Origin of the sequence: Bdellovibrio sp. BCCA, assembly GCF_037996825.1 — a bacterium.
GTDB lineage: Bacteria > Bdellovibrionota > Bdellovibrionia > Bdellovibrionales > Bdellovibrionaceae > Bdellovibrio.
Genome location: NZ_JBBNAC010000001.1, coordinates 2384859 through 2401637, shown reverse-complemented (window position 1 = coordinate 2401637; position 16779 = coordinate 2384859). Strand labels below are relative to the sequence as shown.

At 44.6% G+C, this 16779-nt stretch carries 16 protein-coding genes; 7 read left to right on the top strand and 9 right to left on the bottom strand.

Features of this window, described 5'->3' with window-relative positions:
• Positions 1 to 54: 54 nt before the first annotated feature.
• Together AAAA78_RS11700 and AAAA78_RS11695 are read right to left on the bottom strand one after the other, a co-directional pair.
• Positions 55 to 573 (bottom strand): DOMON-like domain-containing protein, encoded by a 519-nt coding sequence (locus AAAA78_RS11700; protein ID WP_340592230.1) that lies wholly within the window; start codon positions 571 to 573, stop codon positions 55 to 57.
• Positions 570 to 1343, bottom strand: coding sequence for an acyl-[acyl-carrier-protein] thioesterase (locus tag AAAA78_RS11695; RefSeq protein WP_340592229.1), 774 nt, complete (start codon positions 1341 to 1343; stop codon positions 570 to 572). The genes AAAA78_RS11700 and AAAA78_RS11695 overlap by 4 nt, the downstream gene beginning before the upstream one ends.
• A 207-nt stretch (positions 1344 to 1550) precedes the next feature.
• Between AAAA78_RS11695 and AAAA78_RS11690 the strand changes: the two genes are divergently transcribed.
• Both AAAA78_RS11690 and AAAA78_RS11685 read left to right on the top strand, forming a co-directional pair.
• Positions 1551 to 1829, top strand: a complete 279-nt coding sequence (locus tag AAAA78_RS11690; RefSeq protein ID WP_295899958.1) for a helix-turn-helix domain-containing protein — start codon at positions 1551 to 1553, stop codon at positions 1827 to 1829.
• A 104-nt stretch (positions 1830 to 1933) separates the two neighbouring features.
• Positions 1934 to 2572 carry a hypothetical protein gene (locus AAAA78_RS11685; protein WP_340592228.1) on the top strand — a complete coding sequence of 213 codons (639 nt, stop codon included), beginning with the start codon at positions 1934 to 1936 and terminating at the stop codon, positions 2570 to 2572.
• A gap of 8 nt (positions 2573 to 2580) precedes the next feature.
• Here AAAA78_RS11685 and AAAA78_RS11680 read toward each other — a convergent pair whose 3' ends face one another.
• The 5 genes from AAAA78_RS11680 to AAAA78_RS11660 all read right to left on the bottom strand — a co-directional run bounded on the left by AAAA78_RS11680 (position 2581) and on the right by AAAA78_RS11660 (position 11995).
• Positions 2581 to 5379, bottom strand: coding sequence for a POTRA domain-containing protein (locus AAAA78_RS11680; RefSeq protein WP_340592227.1), 2799 nt, complete (start codon positions 5377 to 5379; stop codon positions 2581 to 2583).
• On the bottom strand, positions 5379 to 9347 hold the full coding sequence (locus tag AAAA78_RS11675) for a translocation/assembly module TamB domain-containing protein (protein WP_340592226.1): 3969 nt from the start codon (positions 9345 to 9347) through the stop codon (positions 5379 to 5381). Before AAAA78_RS11675 ends, AAAA78_RS11680 begins: the two co-directional genes overlap by 1 nt.
• Entirely contained in the window at positions 9344 to 10393 is a 1050-nt protein-coding gene (locus AAAA78_RS11670; protein ID WP_340592225.1) for a hypothetical protein, read from the bottom strand. The genes AAAA78_RS11675 and AAAA78_RS11670 overlap by 4 nt, the downstream gene beginning before the upstream one ends.
• Positions 10394 to 10483: 90 nt before the next feature.
• On the bottom strand, positions 10484 to 11050 hold the full coding sequence (gene efp / locus AAAA78_RS11665; RefSeq protein WP_340592223.1) for an elongation factor P: 567 nt from the start codon (positions 11048 to 11050) through the stop codon (positions 10484 to 10486).
• Between the two features lie 129 nt (positions 11051 to 11179).
• A complete protein-coding gene (locus tag AAAA78_RS11660; protein WP_340592222.1) occupies positions 11180 to 11995 on the bottom strand; it encodes a tetratricopeptide repeat protein in 816 nt (271 codons plus the stop codon).
• Between the two features lie 107 nt (positions 11996 to 12102).
• Here AAAA78_RS11660 and ruvC point away from each other — a divergent pair, with 107 nt between their 5' ends.
• Genes ruvC through lpxC form a run of 5 tightly spaced genes read left to right on the top strand, consistent with a single transcriptional unit; the run spans position 12103 to position 16112 of the window.
• Positions 12103 to 12609, top strand: coding sequence for a crossover junction endodeoxyribonuclease RuvC (gene ruvC, locus AAAA78_RS11655; protein ID WP_295899965.1), 507 nt, complete (start codon positions 12103 to 12105; stop codon positions 12607 to 12609).
• Positions 12606 to 13187 (top strand): Holliday junction branch migration protein RuvA, encoded by a 582-nt coding sequence (ruvA, locus tag AAAA78_RS11650; protein WP_295899966.1) that lies wholly within the window; start codon positions 12606 to 12608, stop codon positions 13185 to 13187. The genes ruvC and ruvA overlap by 4 nt, the downstream gene beginning before the upstream one ends.
• Positions 13184 to 14176: a Holliday junction branch migration DNA helicase RuvB gene (gene ruvB / locus AAAA78_RS11645; RefSeq protein WP_295899967.1), complete on the top strand. Its 993-nt coding sequence runs from the start codon at positions 13184 to 13186 to the stop codon at positions 14174 to 14176. Before ruvA ends, ruvB begins: the two co-directional genes overlap by 4 nt.
• A gap of 1 nt (position 14177) precedes the next feature.
• On the top strand, positions 14178 to 15182 hold the full coding sequence (locus AAAA78_RS11640) for an asparaginase (RefSeq protein ID WP_340592220.1): 1005 nt from the start codon (positions 14178 to 14180) through the stop codon (positions 15180 to 15182).
• 21 nt (positions 15183 to 15203) lie between these two features.
• Positions 15204 to 16112, top strand: coding sequence for a UDP-3-O-acyl-N-acetylglucosamine deacetylase (gene lpxC / locus AAAA78_RS11635; RefSeq protein ID WP_340592219.1), 909 nt, complete (start codon positions 15204 to 15206; stop codon positions 16110 to 16112).
• Positions 16113 to 16124: 12 nt separating this feature from the next.
• On the opposite strand, the gene AAAA78_RS11630 is transcribed toward lpxC, so the two are convergent.
• Positions 16125 to 16376 (bottom strand): BrnA antitoxin family protein, encoded by a 252-nt coding sequence (locus AAAA78_RS11630; RefSeq protein WP_340592218.1) that lies wholly within the window; start codon positions 16374 to 16376, stop codon positions 16125 to 16127.
• Positions 16360 to 16650 (bottom strand): BrnT family toxin, encoded by a 291-nt coding sequence (locus tag AAAA78_RS11625; RefSeq protein ID WP_445292002.1) that lies wholly within the window; start codon positions 16648 to 16650, stop codon positions 16360 to 16362. Before AAAA78_RS11625 ends, AAAA78_RS11630 begins: the two co-directional genes overlap by 17 nt.
• Positions 16651 to 16779 lie beyond the last annotated feature (129 nt).

Here is a 16779-nt window from a genome sequence, read left to right as displayed (position 1 = left end):
GAAAGGGTCAAGAATCAGACGGGGAGAGTCCGCTTCACTCAGCGCGTCGCGGGGCTATTCCCAACCGTTTTTATCATGAAAGTCAGGTTGAGGAGCCGCATGGCGAAGCGACCAATAGCTTTTCTCGCCACCTAAGAACTCCACCACCGCCGTTAAACCTACAACGCGGGGATTTAATGGCTGAGAACTGTTCACCTCAATTCGAAAGAACGCTTCGTTCTTTTCGGAACTGCGCTCTTTCAGACGCACGGTGATATCCGAGGAGGGCTTCATACCTTCACGGTAACTGCTAAAACTATAAGCATTCCAGTTGCCGTTTGGAGAGCAATTGATCTCGAGATAGGGTTCATTTTTCTCACGAGTTTCAGAGACAAAAACCTCAAGGCAAGTGCTCTGCCAAAGGCCGTCTTCACGGGATTCAATGACTCCCGGGGAAGGCCACACAATATGTTCAAGAGGGCCGGTGATTTTAAATTCAATCGTCAAAGTCGTGGGTTTTGTTTGAAAGCAGTCGGCTTCAACGGAAAACTGACTCGTGCGGTTTGTAGAATGAAATGGAACAAGATTTTTCATGAACGTTTCTCCCACTCCAACGTTGCTGTAAATAGAACCTTATCATCACCGACGCGAGTTCCTTTGTAGTTCGTTGTTCCTTGAGAATTATTGTGAACATCGGGCGATTGCAGACTGCGATCAATCTGAACTTTATCTCCCAAGTGAGTTTCTGCCAAGAAATTGACCGAATAGGACTTTAACAGCAAAGACTTGTGGTACTCATAAGGAATAGCGTCCAGAATCCACTGGGCGTATTTCGTGTTGTTCACGTGTTGATTGATATCTAAGTCAGAGTTACGAACACGGTACTTGGCGAGCTTTTCGTATTCGCCAGCCACGGGGATTTTTTCGGGTGTTAGACCTGAAGAACGTTCATAAGTTAAATGATCCCAATCCCGAAGGTTCTGTGCAGGAAGAATTTTTTTAGATTGGCGATCCAAAGCCAGCCACGAAGTTGCGCAAAGCCCGATCTCCTTGTCGTTCTCGTTCAAAATAGCAAACTCCCGTGTCACAAAAGCGCCCTCAGGTGGACGCAGCCACGTTTGCACTTTGATATTCTGACCGAATCGAGGCCATTCCTTCATGTGCAGAGTTTGGCGGGTCAACACCCAATAAAGGCCTTCTTTCTCCATATCTTGCATTCCAAAACCTAAGCGTTCGGCGTGCATCCAAGCGGTCTCTTGGATAAGATTGAGAGTGCCGTAAAGTCCCAAGCGTCCCAACGGATTCACTAGCAAACTTGTAATGTGATACTTTTCTGTCCAGAGGGCATATTCCGATTTGCTCATGCGCCTATGATTCCATATTTCCTGCGCGAAAACATGAAATAACTCGTATCTCAAACATAGAAATTGCAAAAAAACAGGAAGTAATTTAGACCCAAACAATGTATACTGTATTTGTTTAGAGGTGTGAAAAACGAAAAACCTTCAAAGCAAATACTTGTCACGTTCCCGTGGTTGTGTTTAAGCTAATTACTATTAGGTGGATTGCACATGAGACAAAAAAATATGTTAGCAGATTTTTTAAAGCAAAAACGTGTAGCAGCAGGTCTTTCTCAAAGAGACGTGGCTGACAAATTGGGATACTCAACTCCTCAGTTTATTTCTAACTGGGAAAGAGGAGTTTCTCATCCTCCAATCAACGCTCTTAAGAAGTTGGGAGAACTTTATAAAGTATCAGCTGATGATCTTTTTGAAGTGACGCTCAATGCGACGGTTCAAGAGGTGACTCAAGATCTTCGCCGCAAATTCGCAAGCAGCAAAGCTCGCTAATTTATACCAGTTTTTAGAGTTAAATTTGGAACGAGCTCCAGTTATGGCGCTCGTTTTGTTTTTTTGGCAGATGAATTCGAAATTTTCTTTTGCAAGGTGAATTGGTGAGAACGAAACTGTTTAAAGCGTTAAGCGAAGAGCTTTGTTCGTTTATTGAACAAGAGGGAATGGCGGTCCGTCCTTATAGTCATCCGGGACTGTCCTATTTTCAACAGCTGACAGAAGAAGGCCAACAAACTGCCATTGAAACCCTGCGAAACTATATTGAGGTTTGTCGGTCCGTCTATAAGGAAAACCACAGTCTCAAAGACTCTGCATTCTTGGTTCAAAAAGGTTTGGAATATTTTGGTTATCAATGCCATCCCTCCATTTTTGAAATGGTGGAAAAAGAAAGCCGTGTCGTTGAGTTTTATACGCCTCAGAACACGCAGATTTTCAGAACAATTAACTATTTTGAATTCGCCAGTTACACAATCGAAGACCTTTACTGTCGTCCTTGGAATCATCTTTATATCCGCGATGAAGAAATCGATAATCTTTTAATTCAAGGAGTAGGGGCTGTCCTTACCAAGGCTGCGGGACCTGAGGGAGTTTTGGTCCCAAATCAACATTTACTAACGGAGAAAGCTTCTCTTGAAAGAGTGACTATCACCGTTGACGGAGTTCATCTTTTACCTTTAATGCAAAAAGAAGCCGTTGAGGGTTTTGCCTGCATTATTGATTGCCGTCCTCTTTTATACTAAAAATTTTTTTAGAAAGTTCCAATCGACAGATGGAAGCGCCAAGGTTCTTCTGTCGGGCGCGCGTCTAATTTCCAAGCCCATTCCAAGCTCAAAGGTCCCACCGGCGTATTGTAGCGAATACCGAATCCCGCCGAGTCGCGATAGCTGTCTTGGAAATGCAAACCTTGAATTTGTACGGAGCCACCATCATAGAAAACAGCTCCACCTAAGTTTCCGTAAATAGGAAAACGAAGTTCTGATTTCACGAGATACATTGTCGAGTCAGTTCTGAGGTAATAAGTGGAATCATTCGGACCGATTCCTAAATCCGTACGATTCGGGAAGACTTCCTGAGTACCGGCTTCGTAACCACGAATGGTTGATTGGCCTCCCAAAGTGAAACCTTTTTTATCCCAAGGAACGCCGCCGTTATCGCTTAAGTTTTTTAGATACCCGCCGCGCACCTGATTCGCCCAAACAACGGGTTGCATTTTATAATGCGCCACTGTCCAGTAGTGAGTGAAGCTTAAAGTGCTGCGCCAGAATTCAATCGTGCGTGTGCTGCCTAGATCCGGAGACGAATACTCCGCACTCCAACGCGTGAAAGTTCCTTTGGTCGGATTAAATGGATTGTCGCGGAAGTCGACATCTAAAGTCGGTCCTGTCGTCGCGATATCTTGCGTGATCGAAGGGAACTTGTCTTCCAAGCTGTAGTCTTTGATTGTCGCTAAAGACCATAAATCCCAGATACCCAAGACATGGGACGTGAAATCTTTTTCAAGCGAATAAGTTGTGGAGTTCACTTCGGTGATTTTACGAAGATCATAATCAGTCACGGTTTTAGATCGGGCTAAATTAATACGACCGCGAACACGTGTGCCGAAAATATAAGGCTCTAAATAGCCGAGGATGATGCGGCTTTCGAGAAACTTGATATCCGCGACATTGTAGTTTCCTTCCAGGCGCACAGAAACTCCGCGACCGGTTCCCCACAAATTGCGATAGGCCACACCCAAGTAACCACGCAAAGTCAGCGTTCGTTCATTCGTCGCGCCACCACCGATGGTAAAAAGTCCCGGCTCTCTTTCAGAGACTTTCACCAAAACCGTGCGATTAGCGACGTTGGTTTTTTCCTCCAGAGTGCGGATTTCAACAGAGCTAAAAAATCCCGTGCGCTGCAGGCGAGCGATGGACTCTTCAACCTTGCTTGGAGTGATGAGGTCTCCTTGTGTGAACTCCAGTTCTTTTTGAATCACATAATCTTTGGTGAAGTTATTGCCTTCTAAAATAATAGAGGCTGCGCGAACCTGAGGTCCTTCAAAGATTTTAAAATGCAAAGACGCTTTGGTATTTGTATCGTCATAAGTGACCAGATCTTCTTTTTCATTGAGCAGAATCATCTCAATGTAGCCCCGCTCATGATAGAAATCTTTAAGACGGCTGATTGATTCCTCGATATGGCCTAAACGCAACGGCCCCGCGCGAAGACGAGTGACTTTAAGAAGCTCTTCATTGCTAAAAGAAGAATTTCCGGTGAATTCCACCGATTCCACAACCGTCAAAGGTCCTTCATCCAAGTTCACGTAAATAGTGACGGCGTCTTTGTCCTTATTGTACTGCGTGCGCGAAGACAGCACTTTGGCTTGCAAAAATCCGTTGTTCTGAAGTTCCAAAACTAAGTTCTTAATTCCCGTATCGACATCGTCTTTATTGTAATAACGCTCGCTGACCACCGGAGAGCTGTGTTTTTCAATAAACTCCGCATAGTAACTTTCGTTCTTGCTAAAGCGGCCTGTAAAATTAATTTTCTGAATTTTAACGCGAGGGCCTTCGTTGATTGAAAAAGTCACTTTACGCTCAAAGCGATTCTTTCCTTCTGTTTCTTCAGCTTTTACCTCGGCGCGGGCATAACCTTGCGCCAGATAGTAAGCGCGAATTTTCTGTCCAAGCTCCGTGCCCACGGCAGGATTGCCTGAATAAAAATTATCCAAATCCAAAGCCTTTTCAACGTCCCGGATTTTGAGGATCTTGACGCCTTGGTATCCTTGATAGTCAAACGTATAACTTTCCGTTTTATCAATGCTATAAAACAGCGTCACTTGAGATTCATCTGAGCTAAACTCGGTCGTCGGTCCCGTAATATCGGCGCGAATATAGTGGTTGGAGCGCAAATAATCGCGGGCCCTTTTATTCACCTCAGAAAGAGAGTTGTCCGTAAACGGATCATTTAAATACTTACTGAGTTTTTTCGCCAGAGTTTTATTCAGTTCTACGTTCGCACTTTGTAAAACGATGTTATGGATGACGGTCTGCTTGTTTTCCGTGATTTTAACGGCCACGCCAACCAGGTCTTCGCTTTCCGGAGGCATTTCAATATCGACAATGGCATTGTAGTAGCCACGCTCTTTATACGCCTGACGAATCTTTTCAGCACCTTCAATTAAGTTCTGCTGATCGAAAACGTCTCCATTTTTGACGCCGAAAATATTTTCAACTTCCGTATCGGAAATACCTTTGTTGCCGAAGAATTTCAAATTCGTCACACGGCGGGTTCTTAAAAATTCCATACGGTACGGACTGCCGTTGCCGTCATCCATGACGCGGATTGAAGTGAATTGAGGTTTCAGTTGCAAGAAGCGAATCACTTCGTCGATTTGTTCGAGCGTTAGTTTTTCTTTTTCAACTTGCGGAAATCTTTTTAACAATTCCGTTTGGATCTCGGGAGGAAGATTTGAATACTTCAACATCTTCTTCGCCCAGCCCGGAAGGGGAGCGGCCAAAGCACTGGTCAAAAGCAAAAGAGATAAAAGGGTTCGAGAACGGAACATTATTTGAACTCCCTCTTAAACTCAAGATCCAAACCGAAGATGCTTTGTGCTTCCGGTTGTGTGGATTGCAAAGTCGTGTTGTCTTCGATACCCCGATTTTCAAAAGAACCGATGGCTGTCCAGTTGTTGTTAATAAAGTATTCCAGTTTTAAGTCATAAGACTGAGTATCACGAACGGGACGACTTCCTGAAACTTTCACGCGTTCTGAAAGACGGCGACTGACAGTGACCTTTGGAACACTGATGTTGCGAGTGGAGTCGTATTGGGATCCCACTTGTAAGTTAAATCCTGTTGCACTTTCAAAAGCCTTGCCGATCGGTTTTGCCAACACCGCACCACCGATTTCAAAACCCAATTGCTCCGCTTGTTGACGCGACTGAACGTTTTGATCCATCGCCGAGGATGTTACACCCAGCGCGATCAAAGAAATAATATCTTGTTCTGGCAGGGGAGGCACGCTCGTTAAACGAATAGTCAGGTTTTTTGAAGGTCCTTGCGCCAAAAGCGAAATATCGTAGTCGTTAATGCGCGACTGAGCCGTGATATAAAGATTCGGGTTGATCTGATCAGGATCATTAAACTCAATAACACCATTTTGAATGTCGAAAACTTTATCTTTAAAGATCAGTTTGGATTTCTTTTCCATGTTGATTTTTCCAAGCAAGATCGGATTGCTCGGGGCCCCTTTGACTTGCAAGTGACCAGAGACTGAGCCATCGATAAGGGAGTTCTTCACAACAATATTGCGATCCAAAATCAACTGTAGATCTAAAAGAATCGGTTCAAAGTGACTCTCGCGGATGACTTTTGGAAGATAAACGCTTTGTTTAACTCCGGCGACGCCACCCTCTTCCGTAAATTCTTTTTCAACCAAAGCGCTGCTGACGTGGAAAGTTCCAGAAAGTGTGAATGGGAACCAACGGCCCGAAAAGAGCAGATCGGCATTTCCGCTGCTGCGAACTTTATCGGGAACATTGAAGGTGACATTGTCCATGCGCAGACGAATGGACGTCGGGATGTCGCGAATGCCGTTGATTAAAATGCCACCGTCTCCAGTAAGAGTTCCGCCGGCGATATTGGCACGGATCGAATTCACCAAAACTTTGCTTTGCGAGAAAACTACTTCCATCGAAAGGCGCTCAAGCGGGTGAGGAAAACCTTTGAGTTTTAGGAAGGCATTTTCTGTATTAAGATTTCCTAAGATCTCAGGTTTTTTAACGGAACCAGACACCGTTGTTGAGGCGTGCAGAGTTCCGCCTAGATCATCTAAGAACGGCATAAAGATTTGCAAAAGGCGGATGTCCATCTGCGCACTCACGGCAACATTTAAGTCCTCGGCCGTGAAATTTTCACCTTTGACGACTAAGTTGTTGTTCGGGCCTTCTAAGTGGAAATTTTTAATATCGACGACACCATTGTTGCTCGTGATATCAATAGGACCATTTTTATTGGAAGTTGAAAGAGTGCCGCGTTTTAAAGCGAATGTTTGGATATGAATTTTCCCCGATGACTTAAAGAAGTCTCCCGTATCTGCGCGCAAATCTACGGTGGAGGTTAAAGATGAACTGTACTCACTGGCAAGGTTGGCTCCGCCGATAAGGCCCAGCAGGGAAGAGTAATTCCAATTATTGGTCTTCATCTTCACTAACAAAGGAGCTTTGCCTTTTTCAAATGGCAGTTGGAATTCTCCTTGAACCTTGTCGCCGAAAAGACTGAGCTGCGCGCCAAAGCTGTTGCGATTTAAAGTAAGAATGAAATTCGAATTAGGAATCTCCTGATCCTCAAAGTAAGTATCCGTCACGGCACCTTTGATCATCACTTGAGGATTTTTGACGGAGTCTTTAAGTTCCGCTGCAAAGTTTAAGTTTCCAAGAATGTTCGAATTGATTTTGCTGATAATATCCGACTCTTCAAGTTTCCAGTTTTTTCCATCCGCATAAAGATTCATCACCTGCTCAGAGCTGATGCCGCCTTGAACCGCTAAAGTGGCATTGCCTTTTTGCAGAAGGACCTTGTCGGTTTTGATATTTCCATTTTGCGCTGAGACGTTAAAGTTAAGAATGTCGAAACTTTCAGGACCGATCATCACATTCTTAAACGCAGACTCCAGATTGTAATTCATTTTCCAAAAGCTCAAAGGACCGTGCACGCGCGCTTTCGCGGCACCGATCCCCGCAACATCCACTGGGAATTTATAAATGCGCGCAAAAACCAAAGCGATGTCGTTAAGATCCGCCGTTGGTGCGCTGAATTCTCCGCCCAGTGTGCTGTGATTCAAATCCACTTTTAAATCACCTAAATACTGAGTTTTATTAACGGCTCCAGCGATATCATCAAAATACAATGTACCGCCGCGGTATTTGAGAGTGCTGATCAAGTTTCCTAATGCGAAATCCTCGAAAATAAAATCGCGGGCATTCAGGTTTATATCAAAGATCGCAGCGGCAGAGTCCCCTGATGTAGATCCTTCGATGCTTGTTGAGCCTTCGAGTTTTAGATTTGCCAGATTTTTTATATTTTTGAGTTCCAGTTTTTTGGTTTTGAAATTGATCTTAAAACCTTTGCTAAAATCAATCACACCGTCACTGTTGCCAGTACTCGTCCCAAGGTTCAAAGCCGCGGCATAACTCACAGCTTGAGGGGTGACTTGCACCTGACCTTGAGCGCTCATTGAGTCTAGATTTAAAATAGCTAAATCTTTCGGCTTCATTCCGGATTTCACCCAAAGATTTTGTGCTGAGATCGATGCGCCTGTGCAAGTCACCTGGAAGTGGGGATAAATTTGTCCCGCGCAAGGAAGTTCCCCTTGAAGTTCCGCTCCGACGGGAATGTTGTTTAAATCCAAAGATTGAAACAGCTTTTGCAGATCCAGAGCGGGAACATTGATTTTTGCCTTGAATTCGTAATCATCACGCAGAGAAATCTGTGATTTTGTAACAGTGGCATCACCTGCCGGATGTTGAACTTTAACTTCCGAGAAAGTCACGGTGCGATCTTTATATTCACCCTGAATACGAGCATCACCGATTTCAAATTTATCGACCACCAAAGAGCGCGTCGTAATATCGGCTTTGCCACGCAGGTTTTCTAAACCGTCGAAACGAGTTTCTACATCGAGATTCACTTCGCCGGAAAGCCCTGGCAGCTTCATTTGCGGACGCGCTTTTTTAAGTTCCTTGTGAATATCTGCCAGGTTGATACGACCTGAGATATCTAAAAGCCCTGAAGGCTTGATCGTGATTTCGCTAAAACGAGTGAGTTCACCGCGGGCGAGGATTTCAGATTCATCGAAACGAGCGCCCAGCTGAATGATGCGCAAGGATTGACGAGTCAAATACAAGTGACCATCCAAAGATCCTTGGAAACTTCCAAAATTTCCCAGCGTCAAGGCCACGGCAGGAACATCGATTTTTGCAGTGATGTTCTTTCCCATGTTCGTTAAAAGAAGATCGCCGCTTTGAACAACGGTGTCTAATTTCAAATCTTGAGAAGTCACGCGAAGCTGGATGTTCTGCAAAAACACTCTTTGCAGCGGCAGCTTTTCAAGCTGATTGAAAAGAGCATCCATCGGAAGCTCTTTGGGAGGCGTATCGCTTTTTAAAAAAGGATCGATATTCAATTCAACTTCCGGTGAGTCGATAATCACCGCTGAGAGAGTCATGCGACCGCTGAGCAGATGAAAGAAATCGACAAAAACACGAACGCCGCCGATATGAATTTTTTTAAGCGGTTCGGCCAGTTCACCTTTGCCCTCGATATCAATACCTTCTAAAGCCAACGAAGGTTTAAAAAGTTTTAGATTTAAATTTTGTGCACGGATGCGAACGGGAAGTGAGGAATCCGAATACGTTTGGATTTTATTCAGCGCCCACGATTCGATTTTAGGTCCAATCACCATGGAGCCCAAAACCCAAAGCACTAAAAATCCCGCAAGAGGCGTGATTAAAATCCAGAACGCTCGCTTCATTGACCGCTCCAGATGCTGATCAAAGCACTCGCTGCACGGTAGTGAGGACGAGAAGCCATCAAGCCTTCCATCACTTCAATGGCCGTGTGTTTTTGACCTAAGCCCCACAGAGCTTGCGCGCGCAAATAAGCTGTCGCAAAAAAAGTTTCCGGTTCGTGAGCCAGCAAAACTTCAATGCGCGCCAGTTCGTTAAGCAATTCTATAAAGCGGCGGCATTTCAACAGCACTTCTAAGCGGAACCACAAAAGCGATGTGGTCTCTTCACTGAAAAAGAGAAGTTCTAAAGCAGTCTCATAACTTTCAAGCATGAACGCAACCACTGCAAAATCAAACGCCATCTCGGGATTTTGCTCCGCATGTTCCAGCAGACTTTGCATCAAAGCTTCCAAAGCTTTTTCAACTTCGGGATCTTTAGGCGAAAATTCTTCGGTATTGATCGCGCGAGCTTTCGGAGAACGACGCTGCAAAATCTCAAGAGCATAACGCTGTTTGTGTTCGTTCACTTCCTTGCGAATTTCAGAGTCGCCGGGATAAAGTTTTTGCAAACGTGCGAGAAGATTTTTTTCCTGTTCATAAAGCTGCTGTGTGCGCAGAGTGATCAACTGCTCTAACAAAAGTTTTTTATTATTCAGGTAATCTTTATGAATTTTATATTTACGATTGCTGCGCCACTCGCCAAGCTGCTCGATATTTTTGTTAAGCGCTTGTGATCTAGCGGCTTCAGACTCTGCGTTGTCTTCTTCAATACCTTCGATCAAAGCTTTCAAAGTTTTTTCATCAAGCTCCGCACCAATCATGCCCAAGGCTTCAAGAAAATACGGCCATGGAATAGGGAAGTGTTCATTCTCAATGTAACGAAGAACGAAGTTCACAAGTTTGATTGGATATTTTGATTTCAGAAGAAAGCGACAAAGCGAGTAGATATTATCTTGAGTGAAATGATCCGGAGACGCTTCAAGGTGCTGAATAAGGCGCTCGCCCACCTGATCAAGATCATCGATCTCATTGAGTAAATTTTGAATTTCTAACTCAATATATGTGGACAAAGAAAAGCCTCCGCGACCCTATCCTAAAACTATCGCTTTATTTTGCGATAAAATTCAGTGGTTGCGGAGACTTAATACTGGGCGTTAGTCTTATTTTTGGCTAACGCGCTCTACGTACTCACCAGATGAAGTGTCGATACGAAGAACATCGCCTTCATTGATGTGAAGTGGAACGTTTACAGACAAGCCTGTTTCCATAGTCGCCGGCTTCGTCGCACCAGTTACACGGTCACCTTTGATGCCCGGATCTGTTTGTGCCACAGTCAAGTTCACAGCTTTTGGAACGTCACAAGCGACCGCTTTTTCGTTGTAGAACAAGATCACAACTTTCAAGTTTTCAGTCAGGTAGTATTTAGATTCGCCAAGATCTTCTTCAGACATAGCGATTTGTTCGTAAGATTCCGGAGACATGAAGTTGTAGCCAGAGTCGTCTTTATAAAGATAAGTCATCTCTTTATTTTCAACGTTAGGAACTTCAAATTTCTCACCTGATTTGAAAGTCGATTCCAAATTTTGGCCAGTGAGCATGTTTCTTAGTTTTGTGCGTGTGAATTGATTTCCTTTACCTGGTTTCACGTGTTGGAAATCCACGATCACATAGGGTTTCCCCTCGATCATGATTTTAAGACCTTTTTTAAAATCCGACGTTTCGTACATTGTATAATCCTTGTTATATTAAAACTACAGAAGGGCCATATTGTCCTAAACGGTTGTATTTGGTCAACAATGGGCTTTTTGAGAGGCGGTAGTCTTAATGCGTCAGAGATGGTTTTGCGGTGAAGGAGCTTAGATTCCTTGAGAGCGGTACTCTTCAACTTGACGCAGCATCGCCTCAAGAACTTCTAACTTCTTTTCGCGGATCAGTTTATCGCGAGGCTGTAGGGGGCGCAGTGGTGTTGCCTCATCCGTGTCATTGTATCGGACTTGCAGAGTCTTCATTCGTCTTTGAATTTCCGGATGATCGCCAAACTCAATGCGCGTGTCCTTTAAAAGAGCATGCGCTTTCTCCAAATCATTGCGCACGATAAAGGCATCTATCAAAGAAAGCATGCGCTCCATGGCTTTGCTTGGAGTCGTCGGTTGCGCAGGCATCACCATCACAGGTTCCGATTTTGTCACGGGTTCGTGAGTTTTTTCTAAATTCACTTCCGGAAGTTTTGTCATCGCAAAAACTTCTTCGTCGTACTCATCGGCCGTCAAAGATTCTAATTTTTGCACAGCTTTTTGCGCTGACTGAGAGTTCGGATTTAAAAACAAAACCATTTTAAACGCTTTAAGAGCGTCCTTCGGATTTTTCGAAGCCAGTTGAACTTCGGCAAGCAATTGATGCGCTAAAATATTCTCTGGAGCCAGGGAAGTGGCTCTCTTTAAGGCATCCAGGGCTTTTGGTAATTGTCCTAGGTCGCGCATCACTTTCGCGTAAGTGACAAGGCCGCCAACAAATTGCGGGTGGCGTTGAACGCCAGCAGTCACAACTTTTTGCGCTTCCTGAAGCATTTTCATTTCACGATACGCTTCAGCCAACGGAGCAAACACCTGAGAATTCGGGTCTTTCTCAAGAATCATTTGATACTTTTCAACAGTGCTTGCATCTATTTTCATCAGTTGCATTAATCCCAATCCGTTCGTGGATACACCTAAATACTATTTCAGATTTATTGACTAAGCAATAGCTTCAGCTTCAAATAAGGGCGACGGATGGTGTTTTAATGTCATTGACGATTCTCGGGGTCGATCCTGGTTCCCGCATTACTGGTTTTGGTGTTGTTCGAGTCACGAACGGAAAGATTGAACATATCAATCACGGCGTGATTTTGCTCGATGCTGATCAAGCTTTTCCGGGCCGCATGAAAGAACTGGGTTCAGCCTTCCGTGAAGTCATGGAAAAATACAAACCCAACCAAGTGGTGATCGAAAAAATCTTTTTGGGAAAAAACGCCGACAGTGCTTTTAAGCTCGGTCATGCCCGCGGAGTCGTGATGTATGAAGCCGGTTTGGGCGATGCCGACGTTTACGAATACGCCACGCGGGTCGTAAAAAAAGGTGTGACCGGAAACGGTGGCGCTTCCAAAGAAGACGTGCAGGCGATTTTAAAAGCGGTGCTGAACATCAAGGTGATCAATCGCATTGACGCCTCCGATGCCTTGGCGATGGCCTGCCATCATGCCTTTGAGTTAAAGAAAAAAGCGATTCTTGAGAGAGCGGTGAGTTTATGATTGGTTATTTACGTGGAAAAATTATTGAAGTAGCAAGCGACACCGCTTTGATCGATGTGCAAGGTGTGGGATACGAAATTCACGCGTCCTCCAACACGTTGATCGACCTGCAATCTCTTTTAGGTAAAGACATTATCGTGTGGATTCACACGCACGTGCGTGAAGATGCTTTGAATCTTTTTGGTTTCCATTCTAAAGAAGAAAAAAATCTTTTCTTGTCTCTTTTAAAAGTGAATGGTGTCGGGCCTAAAATGGCGTTGAGCATTCTTTCTGGCGGTCGCCCCGCGCAAATTCAGGAAATGATTGAAGCCGGAAATGCCAAGGGTCTTTCAAGCCTTCCGAAGGTCGGTAAGAAAACTGCAGAACAAATCATTCTGACTTTAAAAGGAAAACTTGTTTCCATCGAAGAAACAATCAAATCCAAATCAGAATCGCACACGCAAATCACTTCGGCTTTGCTCAACTTGGGTTACAAATCTCAACTGGTCGATCAATTCGTTTCTACGTTGCCAACGGATACGTCTTTAGAAGACGGAGTTCGTAAAGGTCTGCAAACTCTTTCTGGGAGCTTGTCATGAGTCGCATCCTTGAAGGCGATCCCGTAGAAGGGGAGAAGAGCTGGGAAAACGAACTGCGCCCGCAAAAGTTCGAAGACTTCCCCGGTCAAACTGATGTGAAAGAAAAATTAAAAGTTTTCGTAGCGGCGGCGAAACACCGTGGTGAATCTTTGGATCACGTTCTTTTGTGTGGGCCTCCGGGTTTGGGTAAAACGACACTTTCCAAAATTATCGCCAACGACATGGGGGCGGAAATTAAAATGACCTCCGCTCCAGCGATCGATAAAAAAGGTGATCTGGCGGCGGTGTTGACTTCGCTTAAGCCGCACTCTGTTTTATTTATTGATGAGATTCATCGTCTCAGTCGTCACGTCGAAGAGTATCTGTATACGGCGATGGAAGATTATTATATCGACATCGTAACAGGAGAAGGTCTTGGCGCTCGCTCAATGAAATTTCAACTCGCACCATTTACATTGGTCGGGGCGACAACCAGAGCGGGACTTTTAAATCCGCCGTTCCGAGATCGTTTCGGAATTGTCGAGCGTTTGCAGTTTTATGATAAGGATGCCCTTCAACAAATTTTGATGAGGTCCTCAGAGATTCTCAAAGTGAAAATGGATTCCGAAGGAGCTGAAGAAGTCGCTCGTCGATCTCGCGGTACTCCTCGCGTGGCGAACAGATTATTAAAACGTGTTCGCGATTACGCTCAAGTCAAAGGCAACGGCACGATCTCAAAGGATATCGCGGTCTATGCTTTGAACCAGTTGGGTGTGGATCAATACGGTCTGGACCTGATGGATCGTCGTATTTTGAGCCTAATCCAAGAAAAATATAACGGTGGACCCGTCGGCATTGATACAATAGCAGCGGCCCTCAGTGAAGAGAGAGACACTCTTGAAGAGGTCTATGAGCCTTTCTTGATTCAAGAAGGCTTTATTCAAAAAACTCAGCGTGGACGTGTCATCACTGAGTTTGCGAAGAACACAGTATTAATGTCGGAGAAATAATATGGCTTCAAAGCAACCGCTGGTTGTTGAAGTATTACGGGGCCCCGTTGTGGAGTCCCTTCATCAAGTCATGGCTGTCGTTGTGAATGAAATCGGCAGCATCACTCAGTACTGGGGGCATCCGCAGTTTCTAACGATGCCTCGAAGTGCGATCAAAATGCTTCAAGCTTTACCACTTATTGAATCAGGTGCCGCTGATAAATTTGAACTTGAAGATAAGCACATTGCTTTAGCTTGTTCTTCTCATCGCGGAGAAAAAGATCACATCACGGCACTCACGCAGTGGATGGACAAGGTTGGCATTAAAGAATCATCTTACGTCTGCGCTCCACATCTTCCTTATAACGAAGAAAGCGCTTTGGAAATGACTCGCAAAGGGCAAAAGCCCACTGTGCTTTGTAATAACTGTGCAGGAAAACATTCAGCACTTATCACGACATGTTTGCACTTGGGTGAAGATCCAACGGGTTATGAAAAATACGAACATAATGCGCAGAAACGTTTGCGCAAAGTTTTGACCGAAACCATGCGCTACGATCATTCAAAAACCGCCTACGGAATTGATGGTTGTGGAATTCCCACTTACGCCGTTCCTCTGCAAAACATGGCCGTAGGGATGTCTGTTTTGATCAACTCCAAAGAATCTCCGGCAAGGAAAGCCGCTTCAGAGCGCATTTTGCGAGCTGTGAGAAGTTTTCCGTTTTACATTTCCGGCAGTGACAATTTCGCCACAGCTGTGATTGAAAAGACACACGGAAGGGCTATTATCAAAGGTGGAGCTGAAGGTGTGTTCTGCGGAGTTCTTCCAGAAAAAAGAGTCGCCTTCGCAATCAAAGCCTCTGATGGCGCCGGTCGCGCCGCTCAAGTGGCAACAGCTTCGTTATTACTGCAATTGGGTGGTCTTAATGAGACGGAGTTCAAAGCCTTGGCCAAGTACACAATGCCGACGGTGACGAACTGGAAGGGCGATGTCGTCGGGCAAATGCGCATTGCGAAGGCCCGCTAGTTAGAGTAATGTCTAACTAGTATGTTTTTGCAGAAAACGATCCGTAAAAAAACAGTTGTTCATGGTATCGGGATTCATTCAGGTGATCCTTGCACTCTCACTTTCAGGCCAGCTCCTGCTGATACGGGCGTTTACTTTATCCGCAATGATTTGCCGGGCAGTCCTTCACTCAAAGTCACAGCTAAAAATGTTCAAGCGACATCTCACCAAACAACCATTGGTGGCGGCGCTTTTTCTGTCGCAACGATTGAACACTGTTTGTCAGCATTGTCGGCTCTTCGTATTGATAATTTATTTATTGAACTTGATGGCCCTGAAATTCCGATCGGCGATGGGAGTGCTCGCGACTTTTTGAAAGCTCTTTTAGAGGTCGGCATTGTGGAGCAAGATCAACCCCGCAAATACTGCTACATCACCGAACCGATTTATTTTAGCGAAGGGGAGAAGCACGCCTACGTTGTTCCTTACCACGGACTACGTCTGACGGTGACAATTGATTTCCCTCATCCAAAAATCGGAAAGCAGACAATTGATTTGGATATCAACGAACAATCTTTCGGTCGCGATGTCGCAGGTGCCAGAACTTTTGGTTTTATGAAAGACGTCGAGGCCCTAAAATCCCGCGGTCTTGCTAAAGGCGGCAGCCTTGATAACTGTATCGTTTTAGATCACGAAGCCATCATCAATCCCGAAGGTCTTCGTTGGGAAGATGAGTTCGTTCGTCACAAAGCCTTAGATGCCCTGGGAGATCTTGTGACTTTAGAAATGCCTTTGATGGGACACGTGGTGCTCTATAAAGCCGGCCACGATGTGATGAATAAGCTCGTTAAAAAAATCTGGGACTCCCCAACAAGCTACCGTCACGTAGAACTCGGAGCCGATATCTCCGAAGAAGTTCAGCGCTACAACGGCTGGACTGTTCCAATGTAGCGTTCTTGAACCCTATAAAGCTTTTTTAAAGACGGCTTTTTCGATAGCGGCAAGTCTGCTTTCAATCGAAGGTTTATCCATAGCATCACGCAAATATTTATTGAGCAGGGTTTGGTACGGCAGATGCTGCCTGTCCGCTTCGGCTTGGAGCCATAAAAAAATATCTGCATCAATCCTAACGCTAGTTTGCACTTTCGTGTCCTTAGCATTGAGGGTCGGTTTTTTTCTCACTTTACCTTTTGAAAAATTATATTCTTTCTTCATATTGTTTAGCCTCGTTTTTAGTCGCTTTCCGTGCCGAGATAATTCTTATTTCTTCTTTGTATCTGTATGCGTAGACAACCGTAAGAAGCCTTGTGCGAACTGAGAAACCAATAGTGATAAATCTTTGTTCGTCATGTCTGAGATCTTCAATTTCAATGGTGTTCTCTGTAAATAGAACGGTTGCGGCCTCTTCGAAAGAAACTCCATGTTTCTTAAGATTGGCTTGGGCCTTTTTGTCGTCCCATCGAACGACCGCTCCTACAATGTAATACATTGTATTATTTTTTTCAAGGCTGCTGGAGGCATTCAAATTCGATATATTAGGTTTGGGCTTACTTTTCATTTGGTAATTTTGAGTAAGCTGATTTCGGGCCTACATTATATCGAAATGTAACCTTCTTGA